The organism is Allonocardiopsis opalescens (genome assembly GCF_003002095.1).
GTDB classification, from domain to species: domain Bacteria; phylum Actinomycetota; class Actinomycetes; order Streptosporangiales; family Streptosporangiaceae; genus Allonocardiopsis; species Allonocardiopsis opalescens.
Window position 1 is genome coordinate 310,275 of sequence record NZ_PVZC01000008.1, and the last position, 13,181, is coordinate 323,455.

11 protein-coding genes are annotated in these 13,181 nt (G+C 75.3%); 1 reads left to right on the forward strand and 10 read right to left on the reverse strand.

The window, feature by feature from the left end:
* Positions 1–62: 62 nt before the first annotated feature.
* On the forward strand, positions 63–809 hold the full coding sequence (locus tag CLV72_RS25115; RefSeq protein ID WP_106251052.1) for a GntR family transcriptional regulator: 747 nt from the start codon (positions 63–65) through the stop codon (positions 807–809).
* Positions 810–861: 52 nt separating this feature from the next.
* Here the strand turns inward: CLV72_RS25115 and CLV72_RS25120 are convergent, their stop codons facing one another.
* From CLV72_RS25120 to CLV72_RS25165, 10 genes are all read right to left on the reverse strand, one after another.
* The gene (locus tag CLV72_RS25120) at positions 862–1,455 is read right to left on the reverse strand and encodes a GNAT family N-acetyltransferase (protein ID WP_106251054.1); all 594 of its coding nucleotides are present in this window, start codon (positions 1,453–1,455) and stop codon (positions 862–864) included.
* On the reverse strand, positions 1,452–2,018 hold the full coding sequence (locus tag CLV72_RS25125) for a GNAT family N-acetyltransferase (RefSeq protein ID WP_245930429.1): 567 nt from the start codon (positions 2,016–2,018) through the stop codon (positions 1,452–1,454). The genes CLV72_RS25120 and CLV72_RS25125 overlap by 4 nt, the downstream gene beginning before the upstream one ends.
* 177 nt (positions 2,019–2,195) lie before the next feature.
* Entirely contained in the window at positions 2,196–4,184 is a 1,989-nt protein-coding gene (locus CLV72_RS33725) for an FtsX-like permease family protein (RefSeq protein ID WP_170141102.1), read from the reverse strand.
* A complete protein-coding gene (locus CLV72_RS25135; protein WP_106251056.1) occupies positions 4,181–4,912 on the reverse strand; it encodes an ABC transporter ATP-binding protein in 732 nt (243 codons plus the stop codon). Before CLV72_RS25135 ends, CLV72_RS33725 begins: the two co-directional genes overlap by 4 nt.
* A gap of 156 nt (positions 4,913–5,068) precedes the next feature.
* Positions 5,069–7,468 (reverse strand): glycoside hydrolase family 95 protein, encoded by a 2,400-nt coding sequence (locus CLV72_RS25140; protein ID WP_106251058.1) that lies wholly within the window; start codon positions 7,466–7,468, stop codon positions 5,069–5,071.
* Between the two features lie 156 nt (positions 7,469–7,624).
* Complete coding sequence (locus CLV72_RS25145) at positions 7,625–8,485, reverse strand: amidohydrolase family protein (protein ID WP_106251060.1); 861 nt, start codon at positions 8,483–8,485, stop codon at positions 7,625–7,627.
* Positions 8,482–9,510: an aldo/keto reductase gene (locus tag CLV72_RS25150; protein ID WP_106251062.1), complete on the reverse strand. Its 1,029-nt coding sequence runs from the start codon at positions 9,508–9,510 to the stop codon at positions 8,482–8,484. The genes CLV72_RS25145 and CLV72_RS25150 overlap by 4 nt, the downstream gene beginning before the upstream one ends.
* A gap of 4 nt (positions 9,511–9,514) precedes the next feature.
* Complete coding sequence (locus CLV72_RS25155) at positions 9,515–10,528, reverse strand: ABC transporter permease (protein ID WP_106251065.1); 1,014 nt, start codon at positions 10,526–10,528, stop codon at positions 9,515–9,517.
* Positions 10,525–12,051 carry a sugar ABC transporter ATP-binding protein gene (locus CLV72_RS25160; RefSeq protein ID WP_106251082.1) on the reverse strand — a complete coding sequence of 509 codons (1,527 nt, stop codon included), beginning with the start codon at positions 12,049–12,051 and terminating at the stop codon, positions 10,525–10,527. The genes CLV72_RS25155 and CLV72_RS25160 overlap by 4 nt, the downstream gene beginning before the upstream one ends.
* A gap of 11 nt (positions 12,052–12,062) precedes the next feature.
* Positions 12,063–13,160 carry a sugar ABC transporter substrate-binding protein gene (locus CLV72_RS25165; RefSeq protein ID WP_106251084.1) on the reverse strand — a complete coding sequence of 366 codons (1,098 nt, stop codon included), beginning with the start codon at positions 13,158–13,160 and terminating at the stop codon, positions 12,063–12,065.
* Between the last annotated feature and the right edge of the window lie 21 nt (positions 13,161–13,181).

A 13,181-nucleotide genomic window follows, 5' to 3' on the forward strand; every position in this document is an offset into this window, starting at 1 on the left:
CGTCAGGCGGTACAACCGCTGCGGGGCCGGGGAATTCGAGCAAGTAGGGAAGTGGCGTCAGCGTGTCGGAAAAACAGCGCGTCGCCGACGGACTCCGCCGCCAGATCCTGGACGGAGTCTATGAGGTCGGCAACAGGGTGCCATCGCGCAATGCGCTGGCCAGGGAGTACAGCACGACGGTCCGTCCGGCGCACGACGCGCTGGACCTTCTCAAGCGGGAGGGCTTCCTCTCCGGCAAGGTCGGCTCCGGGCACTACGTGCGCAAGCGGTGGGCCCGCCGGACCCTGCCGCAGTCGTGGCTGCCGCTGGGTCCGTCCCAGATAGACATCAAGGGGGTTCCCTCACCCGCGGAGGGCACGCCCAACACCGAGTCGGTGCGGACCGAGGCGCCCGAGGCGATCGCCCGGCTGCTCGGCATCGAGCCCGGCGCTCCGGTGGTGAAGACCAATCACCTGCACTCCGGCGAGAACCGCCCGTACATGCTGCGCACGCAGTGGGAGCCGGGCGACATCGTCCTCGGGACCGAGTCGGCCTTCCCGGACGAGGGCGCGCACCGCGGCCGGAGCGTGGTCGAGCGGATGCGGATGCTCGGGCACGAGGTCCTCTACGCTCAGGACGCCGTCGTCGCGCGCTATGTCGAGCAGAGCGAGGCCGAGTTGCTGCAGCTGGGCACCGACACGCAGGTGCTGACCATCGTCCGCATCTACCGGTCGGCGGAGCGCCCGGTGAACGTGACCGTGGAGGTCATGGCCACCGCGGACTTCCAGCTCGTGTACGACCTGCCCGTCGACCCCGCCGCGCTGCGCTGAGTGCGCGGCCGGGCCCGCCCGCCCGCCGGCCCGACGCCGGCGGGCGGCGCGGTCAGCGGGCCGGCTCCACCGACTCGGCCGATTCCGCCAGCCTGCTGTACATGACCATGTCGGTGCGGCCCGACGGGATCGGCTGGTAGGAGCGGAGCACGCCCTCGCGGACGAAGCCGGCCCGCTCCGCGGTGCGCTGGGAGGCGGTGTTGCCCACGGCCGCCACCAGCTGCACCCGGCTCATGCCCCGGCCGAAGGCGTACTCGGTCAGCGCGACGGTCGCCTCGGCCGCGTAGCCCCTGCCCCGGGCCCACGGGGCCAGCCAGTAGCCGATCTCGACCCGTCCGGCCGCCCAGTCGGCGCCGTCCAGGCCGATCGAGCCGGCCAGCCTCCCGCCGGCGGAGATGGCGCGCACCAGGCCGCGGTCGGGGTACGGGTGCGCCTGCAGCGCGCAGTACGAGCGGGCCTGCTCGCGGGTGTAGCCGGGCGCCCACACCATCCAGCGCCGCACCTCGTCGTCGACCGCCTCGAAGACCGCTTCGGCGTCGGCCACCGTGAACGGGCGCAGCACCAGCCGCTCGGTGGCCAGGATGAGAGCGGGCTCGAAGGACGACGGACGGGCGGACGCGCCCGAGGCGGACGGCGGCGTGCTCACGGCAGGTCCCTGGGGATGAGGCTGTAGACGACCAGGTCGGTGCGGCCCCGGTGCAGCGGCATCGCATTGCGTTCGACGCCCTCGCGGACGAAACCCGCCTTCTCGGCCACCCGGCGCGACGCCGTGTTGCCGGTGGCGGCCTTCAGCTCCACCCGTTCGAAGCCCTGGCCGATCAGCGCCCAGTGCGCGATCTCGGTGACGGCCTCGGTGGCGTAGCCCCGGCCCCGCGCGCCGGGCGCGCACCAGTAGCCGACCTCGGTGCACCGCGAGGCCCACAGGGTGCGCACCAGGCCGAAGCTGCCGACGAAGCCGCCGCCGGCGACCTCCTCGGCGGCCCAGTGGATGCCGTCGCCGACGGCCAGGGCGTGCCGCGCCTCCTCCCGGCACCACAGCGCGGCGTGGTCGCGGGTGTAGCGCACGCCGGGCGCCGGCATGGGCAGCCACTCCTGGCTGCTGGGGTCGGACACCGCCCGGTAGACGTCGTCGGTGTCGGCGGCGGTGAACGCGCGCAGCCGCAGGCGGTCGGTGGTCAGCTCCACCTCGGGGAAGCGCTCGGGCGGCAAGGTCCGTTCTCGCTCACTGCTCGGCCGGGACGGGACGGCGACACTCTACCGACTGCCGACTGCCGACTGCCGACCGCCGCCGCGCTCTGACGGCACCGGCCGCCGCGCCGCCGCGGCCCCGTCCGGCCCCGTGCCCGGCGGCCCGGTGGACGGTGCGCGGCGGCGCCGGCGGCGCGGCTAGTCGGGCCGGGGCGACGGCCCCGCCGTCACGGCCCGCAGCAGCGGGCGGCTGAGCGCCGCCGCCCCGGTGACGCCCGCGACGCCCGCCGCCACCGTCGCGCCCAGGATGGTGAGGCCCACCGGGTTGAGCGCGCCGACCAGCGCGAACGGGCTGGCCAGCACCAGGCCCACCAGCAGCGAGCCGCCGCCCATCACGGCGAGCGGGATCAGGGTCTCCGCCCGCCTGGCCCGGTCGAGCACCTCCAGCGGCGTTCCGGCCAGCCGCAGCTGCGCGTAGGTGCGCCGCCGGTCCAGCACCCCGGACGCCCCGGTGATGCCGGCGCTGACCACGGCGATCAGGAAGGACGCCGAGAGCACCACGATCGTGCCGGTCTGGATGTCGCCGAGCAGCACCGCGCCGGCCCGGTCGCGGTCGGCGGGGGTCCAGGCGACCTGGCCGGGGGCGGCCCCGGCCAGCGCGGTGCGCGCCCGGTCCAGTGCGGCGGCGCCGCCCGGAACCGTCGCGGCCACGGTCCGGTAGCCCTCGGGCGCGTTGGGGGTGTCGGCGGTCGCGACCTCGGCGCCGTCGATCCCGGCCAGCCGGCCGGCCACCTCGCGCTCCAGCCGCCCGCCGTCGTCCGCGCGGACCAGTAGTTCGAGCCGGTCGGCCGCGCCCTGCTCGAAGAAGTCGGCGCCGGGGTTGACCAGCACGGTGAATCCGGCGACGAACCCGGTCAGCGCGATGCCGCTGACCGTGCGCCAGGCCGAGCGCGGGTCGTCCACCAGCCGCCGGCCGGCCAGCAGCGTCGACGGGCGGCGCGCGGCGGCGGCCGTGATCCGGCCGAGCACCCCGACGACCCACGGGCCGGCGAAGTTGACGGAGAGGAAGGCGAAGCCGAGCAGCACCAGCAGCACGGCGTAGCCGAAGCCGCCCCAGCCCACCGCCACCTGGGTGCCGACCAGGAAGGCGATCACCGCCGCGACCAGCGCGAGCAGCCGTACCGCCCGCATGGCCGGCGGGGTCACCCGGCGGGCCACGCCCAGCGGGCTGACCACGACCCTGCGCAGGCCGACCAGGGCGCTGAGTCCGACGAGCACCGGCACCGCGGCCAGCACGCCCGCCGTGACCGCCGCGCCCGGCCACAGGTCGGCCAGGTACCAGGTGCCGCCGGCGATCGGGATACGGGTGAGCGCGGGCGCCGCCAGCGCGTACAGCGCGAGTCCGGCGACGGCTCCGGCCAGCCCGGTCAGCACCGACTCGGCCACGGTCAGCCCGGTGACCTGCGCCGGGGTGGCGCCGATCAGCCGGAGCGCCGCCAGCCGCTCGTCGCGGCGCGCGACGGTGAGCCGGGCGGCGGCGCCACCGAAGATGAGCAGCGGCACGGCCATCAGCACCCCGGCGATCCCGGCCAGCACCACATAGCCGAAGGCGGTGTCGGAGGCCCGGCCGGTGAAGTCGGCGATGGGGGTGGGGTCGGTGCTGGTGTGCTGGAAGCCCTCGCGCGGGGCGGTCATCGCCGGGTCGCCCGGCTCGCGGCCGACGACCGCGACCAACTCCTCGGCGTGGACGAGGGCGGCGTCGCCGATCAGCCCGGCGGGTTCGGCGCCGAAGCGGCCGGCCAGCTCGTCGTCGGGGAGTTCGGCCATCAGCCGGGCCAGGGCGGGCGAGACCCACAGTTCGCCGGGATCGGGGAAGCGGGGCAGGGTCGGCGGGACCGGCGCCGAGGCGGGGTCCTCGGCGGCCAGGTCGACGATGGTGAGCGGCCGGTCCCGCACCTGGTCGACGGCGACCGCCGCCACGGCGGCGGCCGCGGCCGGCTCCGCCTCGACCGGGACCCGCCACGCCTCGCGGTCGGCGCGCTGCAGGAAGGCGGTGTAGGCGGAGACGGTGAACATCAGCAGCGCGGTGGAGACGGCGACGGCCGCCACCACCAGCGCGGTCCCGAGCATCCCCTGGCGGCGGCCGCCGCGCAGCAGGTCCCAGCCGAGCCCGAGCACGGTCCTCATCGGCCCGCTCCGACCGGGCCGGACGCAGGCGCCGCCGCGGCGTCCGCCGTCAACCGCCCGTCACGGACGTGCACGGTGCGGTCGCAGGCGGCGGCAACCTCGGGGTTGTGGGTCACCACGACCAGCGCGGCGCCCTGCTCGCGGGAAGCGGCCACCAGCAGCTCCATCGTCTGCTCGCCCGTCGCCCGGTCCAGCGCGCCGGTGGGCTCGTCGGCGAAGACGACGGCCGGGCCGGCGACCAGCGCCCGGGCCAGGGCGACCCGCTGGGCCTGGCCGCCGGACAGCTCGCCCGGGCGGCGCCGCTCCATCCCGGCCAGGCCGAGGCGGCCGAGCCAGTCGCGGGCCTGCGCGACGGCGGCGCGCTTGGCCGTGCCGTTGAGCATCAGCGGCAGTGCCGCGTTCTCCTCGGCGGGCAGTTCGGGCAGCAGCTGCCCGAACTGGAACAGGAAGCCGAACTCGGTGCGGCGCAGCACGCTGCGCCGCCGCTCCCCCATGTCGTCGATCCGCTCGCCGCGCAGCAGCACCCGCCCCTCGTCCGGCCGGATGATCCCGGCCAGGCAGTGCAGCAGGGTGCTCTTCCCCGAGCCCGACGGCCCCATGATCGCGACCGACTCGCCGGGGCACGCGGCCAGGCTGACCCGGGCCAGCGCCACCGTGGTGCCGAAGCGCTTGACCAGGTGCTCGCCGACCACGACGGGAGCACGGCCCGGTGTGGTGTGTTCGTCCATGCGCCCAGCCTGGCGCGGCGACCGGCGCTGATCATCGGCCGCGCGGGCGGTCCGGGCGCCGACGAACGTCCGGTGCGCGCCGGGTGCCGGGCCGACGAAAGTCGGCCCGGCACCGCCCCGGCGGCCGGCCGCGCGTGCGCCGGGAGCGGCGGGCGGTCAGCCCCGGGTGAGGGTGTACTCCCCACCGGGGACCGCGGTGAAGGCGATGGTGGTGCCGTCGCCCTCGGCGCGCACGTCGACGGGGGCGCCCGAGCCGTCCGCGACCTGGAAGGCGCCGGCGAACATGCCGTCGCGCACCCGCAGCTCGCCGCCGCCCGAGGGCCCGGGCCGCAGGGTGATGCGCTGCGTTCCGGTCTCGTCCCAGACCAGGTCGACGGTCACGTCGCCGCGGGCCCGCAGTCCCTCGACGCTGCCGCCCGACCAGGCGCCGGGCAGGGCGGGCAGCACCTCCACGACGCCGTGGTGGCTCTGCACCAGCATCTCGGCGACGCCCGCGGTGGCGCCGAAGTTCCCGTCGATCTGGAACGGCGGGTGGGTGTCCCACAGGTTGGGCAGCGTGGACGTGCGCAGCTGCTCCGACAGCATCAGGTGGGCGTGGTCGCCGTCGCCCAGCCGCGCCCAGAAGTTGATCTTCCAGGCCTTGCTCCAGCCGGTGCCGCCGTCACCGCGTGCGGCCAGCGAGACCCGGGCGGCCGCCTCCTCCGGGCTGCCCGGCACGATCTGCGCGCCCGGGTGCAGGGCGAACAGGTGCGAGACGTGCCGGTGGTCGTTGGCGGGGTCGTCCCAGTCGGGCTTCCACTCCTGGAGCTGGCCCCAGGACCCGATCCGCAGGCCGGGGTCGAGCCGGTCGAGGGTGGCGTCGAGCCGCGCGACGAAGGCGGGGTCCTCGCCGACGGCGTCGGCCGCCTCGCGGGTGTTGGTGAGCAGGTCCCAGACGATCTGCTGGGACATGGACGCGCCGGCCGAGAAGTCGCCGTGCTCGGGCGAGTAGCCGGGCGACACCACCAGGCTGCCGTCGCGGGGGTCGGTGTGCAGGTTGTCGAACCAGAACTCGGCCGCCTCCCGCATCACCGGGTACGCCGTCTCCCGCAGGTAGGTCTCGTCCTGGTTGAACAGGTAGTTGTCGTAGAGCTGCTGGGCGAGCCAGGCGCCGGCCTCGGGGAACCAGAAGGAGGTGGCCCAGTCGTGCACGCCGGTGAAGCCGAAGGGGTTGGTCTCGTTGTGCACGACCCACCCGTCGGAGCCGAACATCTCCCGGGCCGAGGCCCGGCCGGGCGGGCGCAGCGCGTCCACGAACGCGTCGTAGGGGGCGGTGGTCTCGGCAAGGTTGGTGGTCTGGGCCGGCCAGTAGTTCATCTGCAAATTGATGTTGACGTGGTAGTCGGCGCTCCACGGCGGCGAGGTGGAGTTGTTCCACACGCCCTGGAGGTTGGCGGGGAGCGAGCCGGGCCGCGACGACGCGATCAGCAGGTAGCGGCCGTAGGCGAAGAACAGCGCCTCCAGCGCGCGGGCGGGGGCGCCCTGGCCGTCGTAGCGGGCCAGCAGCTCGTCGGTGGGGATGTTCGGCATCTGCTGGCCGATGTCGAGCCGGACCCGGTCGAACAGCGCGGTGTGGTCGGCGACGTGCGCGTCGCGCAGCGCCTGGTAGTCGTGGCTCGCGGCGGTGCTCACCGCCCGCGTGACCCGCTGGTGCGGGTCCTCGCCGCGGTACTCCGGGTAGGTGTCGGCGTAGTCGGTGCCCGCCGACATGATGAAGGTGGCGCTGTCGGCGCCCGAGACGCTGATCCGGTCGCCGCCGTCGGTGCGGGTACCGCCCTCGGTGACCACCTGGATCTGCGCCTCGAAGACCATGCCGTTGTCGGCCAGCGCGCCGCGCATGGTGAGCCGTCCGTCGGCCACCGACACCTGGGTGCCCTGGTGGGGGGTGGAGGTGCGCAGGTCGAAGGAGACCTGGCCGGGCCGGTCGGCGCTGATCCGGCCGACGATCACGTTGCCGGGGTGGCTGGCGAAGTACTCGCGCCGGTGGGTGACGCCGTTGTCGGTGTAGCCGACGCTCGCGATGGCCTGCTGGATGTCGAGGTCGCGCCGGTAGTTCTGCGGCCGGGCGGGCGCGCCGGGGAAGTCCAGCCAGAGGTCGCCGAAGGTCTGGTAGGCGCCGAAGCCGGTCTTGGGCTGGCCGAGGATGTCGGCGACCTCCTCGGGGCTCATCCGCTGCTGGGCGTCGAGCCTGGCCTGCACCTCCTCGATGGCGCCGGGCCGGGGCTCGTTCCAGTTGCCGAAGTCGTAGTCGGGTGAGCCGGGGCCGCCGGTCCATAGGGTCTTCTCGTTGAACTGCAGCTGCTCGGTCTGGACGCCGCCGAATACCGAGGCGCCCAGGGCGCCGTTGCCGATGGGCAGGGAGCGCTGCTCCCAGTCGGTGGCGGGTTCGTCGTACCAGAGGGTCAGGTCGTGGACGTCGGCGGCCGCGGGGGCGGCGGCCAGCGGGCCGGCGAGGAGGAGGGCGAGGGCGGCGGCCACGGGCCGCCGGCGTCGCCGGAGTCGGGGCGATCGGGTCATGGGTTCGCTCCTGGTGCGGTGCCGGGACGGCGGGATGGCGGCTGGACGGCGGGGGGACCGACGCGCTGGCGCGCTTCCCGGGCGGGCGCCCTCGGGCGCCCGTCGTGCGGCTGCGTCACCTCCTTCGGGCGGGCGGGACGGGTGCGGCGGCCGGTCTCAGTCCAGCCGGTACCAGTGGGCGGCGGTCGCGCCGAGCACGGCGGCGCGCTCGTCGGGCGAGAGCTCGGCCAGCAGCGTGCCGGCCGTCTCGACGACCTGGTCGTAGCGGGCGGCGAGGGTGCACACCGGCCAGTCGGAGCCGAACATCAGCCGGTCGGGGCCGAAGGCGTCGACGGCGCGGCGGGCGTAGGGCAGTAGCTGGGCCGGGGTCCAGTTTCGCCAGTCGGCCTCGGTGACCAGGCCGGACAGCTTGGCGGCGACGTTGGGGGCGGCGGCCAGCTCGCCGATGGCCGCCGCCCAGGCGGCGGTGCCGGGCCGGTCGGGCCCGGCGGCGATCTCGGGTTTGGCGAGGTGGTCGAGGACGAAGGCGACGCCGGGGTGCTCGCGCACGGTGCGCACGGCGGCCGGCAGCTGCGGCGGTTTGACCAGCAGGTCGTAGGCGAGCCCGGCCGCGCCGACGGCCGCGATGCCGCGCCGCACCTCGGGGCGGAGCAGCCACTCGGGGTCGGGCTCGTCCTGCACCGGGTGGCGGATCCCGGCCAGGTACTGCCCATGGGGGCCTTCTCGCAGCTCGGCGAGGGTGTCGGCCACGTCGGGGGCGGTGAGGTCGACCCAGCCGACGACGGCGCGCACCAGCGGTCCGGCGGCGCAGACGGCCAGCAGCTCGCGGGTCTCGGCCACTTCGGTGGCGGCCTGCACGGCGACGGTCGCGCCGATGCCGTGCGGGCGGGCGGCCGCGGCCAGGTCGGCGGCGTCGAAGCGGCCGCGCAGCGGCTCGGCCCACGGCCCGTCCATCCAGGCCAGCGGGCGGGCGGCGGTGTCCCACAGGTGGTGGTGGGCGTCGACCCGGAGCGTCACGGCGCGCCTCCCGCGCCGGTCGCCGGGCGCGGCGGGGGGACGGCGGCGTCCGGGCGGATCAGGCCCTGCGCGCGCAGGTCCGACCAGAGGGCGTCGGGGATCGGCAGCGCCGCCATGTCGGCGTTGTCGTGCACTTCGGCGCCGGCGCGGCAGCCGACCAGTACGCTCGCCACCACCGGATCGGCCCCGGCGAAGCGCAGGGCCGCGGCGCGCAGCGGGACGCCGTGCGCGGCGCAGACCCGGCCCAGCGCCTCGGCGCGGGCCAGCACGGCGGGCTCGGCCGGGGCGTAGTTGTAGTGGGCGCCGGGCTCGGGCCGGGCCAGGATCCCGGAGTTGTAGACGCCGCCGAGCACCACCGAGGTGCCGCGCTCGCGGCAGGCCGGGAAGAGGTCGTCGGCGGCGCCCTGCTCCAGCAGCGTGTAGCGGCCGGCGCACAGGACCACGTCCAGGTCGAGGCGGCGGACGAAGCGGGTGAGCATCGCGGTCTGGTTCATCCCGGCGCCGATGGCGCCGACCACGCCCTGCTCGCGGAGTTCGGCCAGCGCCGGGTACGCGGTGGCGTACACCTCGTCCTCGAAGTCGTCGGGGTCGTGCAGGAGGACGACGTCGACGCGGTCGCGGCCGAGGCGGCGCAGCGACTCCTCGACGCAGGCGCGTATCCCGTCGCGGCTCCAGTCCCAGTAGCGCTCGCGCCGCGGCGTGCCGATGAAGCCGTGCGCGTCGTCGGGGGCGCCCTCAGGCAGCGGCCGCAGCCGGCGGCCGACCTTGGTGGCCAGCACGGGGGCGGCCGACGGGCGGGCGGCCAGCGCGGCGCCGATCCGCTCCTCGGCCAGGCCGACGCCGTAGTGCGGCGCGGTGTCGAAGAAGTCGATGCCTCGGTCCAGGGCGGTGAGCAGCGCGGCCCGGGCGTCGGCGTCGCCGACCGGCTCGTTCAGACCGGCAAGCGGCGCGGTGCCGAGGCCGAGCGGGCCGACCTGGACGGCGCTGCCGCCGAGCCGTCGGCGGGGGGCGGGTGTGTCGTTCATGGCCTCACTCCTGGGCGCGTCCGCTGGTGACGCGGGCGATCATCAGGGCGACCAGGATGATGGCGCCCTGGATGGACTGGATCCAGAACGACGAGACCTGCGCCAGCGTGAGCATGTTGTTGACCACGCCGAGCAGCAGCACCCCGCTCAGGGCGCCGATCATGCCGCCCTTCCCGCCGTCCATGCTGATGCCGCCGATCACCGCCGCGGCGAACACGGTGAAGATCATGTTCTGGCCCTGGTTGGCGCTGAGCGCGCCGACGTAGCCGGTCAGGATCAGGCCGCCGACGGCGGCCAGCAGCCCGCCGATGACGTAGACCGCGATGGTGACCCGCTCGACCCGGATCCCGGCGGCTCGGGCGGCCTCGATGTTGCCGCCGATCGCGTAGAGCGAGCGGCCCCAGCGGTGGTAGCGGAGCATGAAGCCGGCGGCGGCGAAGGCGCCCGCGGCCAGCCACACCGAGGCGGGGATGCCGATGAAGGTGGTGGTGGCGAGCGCGAAGAAGGACTCGGGCATGTCGAAGAGGGTCTGGCCCTCGGTGGCGCCGACGTGCAGGCCGCGCAGCACGATCAGCATCGCCAGCGTCACGATGAACGCGTTGAGTCTGAGTTTTACCACCAGCAGGCCGTTGAGGAGCCCGAGCAGCCCGCCGAGCAGCACGGTGGCGGCGAGGCCGGCGGCGGCGGGCAGTTCCAGGCCGAAGCCGGCCGAGGCGGCCGGAAGTACCAGCAGCGCGCCGAAGGCGGGGGCCAGGCCGACGGTGGACTCGACCGAGAGGTCGAACCTCCCGGTGATCAGGATCAGCGACTCGGCCAGCACGACCATCGCCAGCGCCGCAGAGGCGCCCAGGATGGTGATCAGGTTGCGCTGGCTGAGGAAGTCGTCGTTGAGGAACGCGCCGGCCACCAGCAGCGCGGCCAGCGCGGGCAGCAGGGCCAGCTCGCGCAGCCGGCCCAGGGTGATCCTGCGCCAGGCGCCGCCGGCCGCCGGCGGCGCGCCGGCCGAGACCTCGGTCACGCGGGGCCCCCTTCCATTCCGGACATCCCTTCGATCGAGGCGACCAGCTCGCGGTCGCGCCAGCCCGCCTGGTGCTCGGCGGCGATCTCGCCGTGGAACAGCACCGCCACCCGGTCGCAGCGGCGCAGGTCGTCCAGCTCGTCGGAGACGACGATCACCGCCGAGCCGGTCTCCCTGACCCGGTCGATGACGGCCAGCAGCGACTCCTTGGACTTCACGTCGACCCCGGCGGTGGGGTTGATCAGCACCAGCAGGCGAGGGCCGGTGGCCAGGGCGCGGGCCATCACCACCTTCTGCTGGTTGCCGCCGGACAGCGCGGACACCGGCTGGGCCGGGCCTTCGGCGTGGATGTCCAGTTCGGCGATGGAGCGCTCGCCGAAGGCGGCGAGCCGCCCGGGGGTGACGACCCCGGCGGGGCCGAGCCGGCCGAGCACCGTCATGGCGGCGTTCTCGGCCACCGACAGGCCCGGCACCAGGCCCTGGTGGTGGCGGTCGCGCGGCACGCAGGCCACTCCGGCGGCGAGCGCGGCCGGCACGTCGCCGGTGGGCAGCGGGCGGCCGTCCAGGACGGCGGTCCCGGTGGCGGCGCGCAGGCCGACCAGCGACTCGGCCAGGCCGGTCTTGCCGCTGCCGCTGCTGCCGGCCAGCCCGACGACCTCTCCGGCCCGCACGGTGAGGTCGACGCCGCGGAAGCCGTCGCCACTGAAGCCGGCCAGCTCCAGCACGACCGGCGCGCCGGAGCTGTCGCGGGGCTCGGTGGCCCCGGCGGTGAGGCGCCGGGCCTCCCCCGTCATCGCCCGCACCAGTTCGCCGCGCGACAGTTCGGCGACGGGCGCGGTGGTGATCAGCCGGGCGTCGCGCAGCACGGTGACGTCCTGGCAGACCTCGTAGACCTCCTGGAGGTGGTGGGAGATGAACAGGAAGGTCACGCCGGACTCCTGCAGGGCCCGCATCCGGGTGAACAGCCGCTCGATCCCGCCGCTGTCGAGCTGGGCGGTGGGCTCGTCCAGGATGATGAAGCGGGCGCCGAAGGACAGGGCGCGGGCGATCTCCACCAGCTGCCGGTCCTCCACCGACAGCTCGCTGAGCTGCCGGTCGGCGTCGACCGACACGTTCCACTCGTCCAGCAGCCGGCGCGCCTCCGCCCGCAGCCGGCGCCAGTCGATGAGGCCGAAGCGGTTGACGGGCTGCCGGTTGACGAACAGGTTCTCCGCCACGGTGAGGTGCGGCAGCACGGTGGGCTGCTGGTAGACGCAGGCGACACGGGAGCGCCAGGCGTCGGGGTCGGCGACGGGCGGGGCGGGGTGGCCGCCGAACAGGATCCGGCCCTGGTCGGGGGCTGCCTGCCCGGTGAGCAGCGAGACCAGGGTGGACTTGCCGGCGCCGTTGCGGCCGACGAGCGCGTGGGAGCGGCCGGGCGCCACGGCGAGGTCCACGTCGCGCAGCGCGACGGTGGAGCCGAAGCGGCGGCCGACGCCGACGGCCTCGGCGACCGGTGCGGCCGGTTCCGGTGGGCGGGTCACGGCGGCGCGCCCTACTCGGCGGGCTCGGCGCTCGCGCCGGACGAGTTGCCCCACAGGGCGGGGTCGTCGACGTTGTCGGCGGTGACCAGCGGCGCGGGCAGCTGGTCCTCCAGCAGCCCGTTCTCCAGTTCGACGATCTCGCTGCCGTGGTCGGTGGGGCCGGGTTCGAAGGTCTCGCCGGCCATGGCCGCCCGGATGTAGTACATGCCCCAGCGGGCGTACTCGTCGGCGGGCTGGGAGACGGTGGCGTCGATCTCGCCGTCGCGGATTGCCTCCAGCTCCTGCGGGATGCCGTCGTTGGAGACGATCACGATGTGGTCGTCCTCGCCCGCGGGGTGCAGCATGCCCTTGGCTCGCAGGGTCTGGAGGGTGGGCGCCAGGTAGACGCCGCCGGCCTGCATGTAGATGGCGGCCACGTCGGGGTGGGCGTTGAGCAGCCCGTCGAGCTGGGAGGCGGCGAGGTCGCCCTGCCACTCGGCCGGGATGTTGAGCACCTCGATGCCGGGGTAGTCCGCGGCGACGCACTCCTCGAAGGCGTCGGAGCGCTCGCGGCCGTTGACCGAGGACAGGTCGCCCTGGATCTGGACGACCTCGCCGGAGCCGACCTGCTCGCCGATGTAGCGGCAGGCCTCTTCCCCGTAGGCGCGGTTGTTCGCCCGCACGATCATCGCGACCGTGCCCTCCTCGGGGGCGACGTCGACCGCCACCACCGGCACGCCGCGCCGCTCGGCCTGGTTCAGCCCGGCCACGATCGCGGCGCTGTCCAGGGGTGAGACCACCAGCCCGGACACGCCCTGGTTGAGCAGGTTGTTCATGTCGGTGATCTGCTGGGCGGGGTCGTTGTTGGAGTTCACGGTGGGCAGCGCCGCCACCCCCTCCTCCTCGGCCATCGTCGGCACGTAGCCGTTGTATGCCTGCCAGAACGGCGAGGTGAGCATGGGCAGCACCACGCCGACCTCGCCGGAGCCCTCGCCGCCCTCGGCGGCGGTGTCGGCGGTGGTGCCGCAGCCGGCCGCCAGCAGGGCGGTGGCGGTGAGGACGGCGCCGGCGGCCGTGCGGGCGGAGCGGGCGCGGACGGGGTCGGGGCGGAGGGTGCGGCTGGTCCGCATGGCAGGGGCTCCTCGGGTGTG

Excerpts from the sequence above, each read along its gene's own strand:
- CLV72_RS25150 (WP_106251062.1), bottom strand. The coding sequence starts at position 9,510 with ATGAACGACACACCCGCCCCCCGCCGACGGCTCGGCGGCAGCGCCGTC.
- CLV72_RS33725 (WP_170141102.1), bottom strand. The coding sequence starts at position 4,184 with ATGAGGACCGTGCTCGGGCTCGGCTGGGACCTGCTGCGCGGCGGCCGC.
- CLV72_RS25135 (WP_106251056.1), bottom strand. The coding sequence starts at position 4,912 with ATGGACGAACACACCACACCGGGCCGTGCTCCCGTCGTGGTCGGCGAG.
- CLV72_RS25140 (WP_106251058.1), bottom strand. The coding sequence starts at position 7,468 with ATGACCCGATCGCCCCGACTCCGGCGACGCCGGCGGCCCGTGGCCGCC.
- CLV72_RS25165 (WP_106251084.1), bottom strand. The coding sequence starts at position 13,160 with ATGCGGACCAGCCGCACCCTCCGCCCCGACCCCGTCCGCGCCCGCTCC.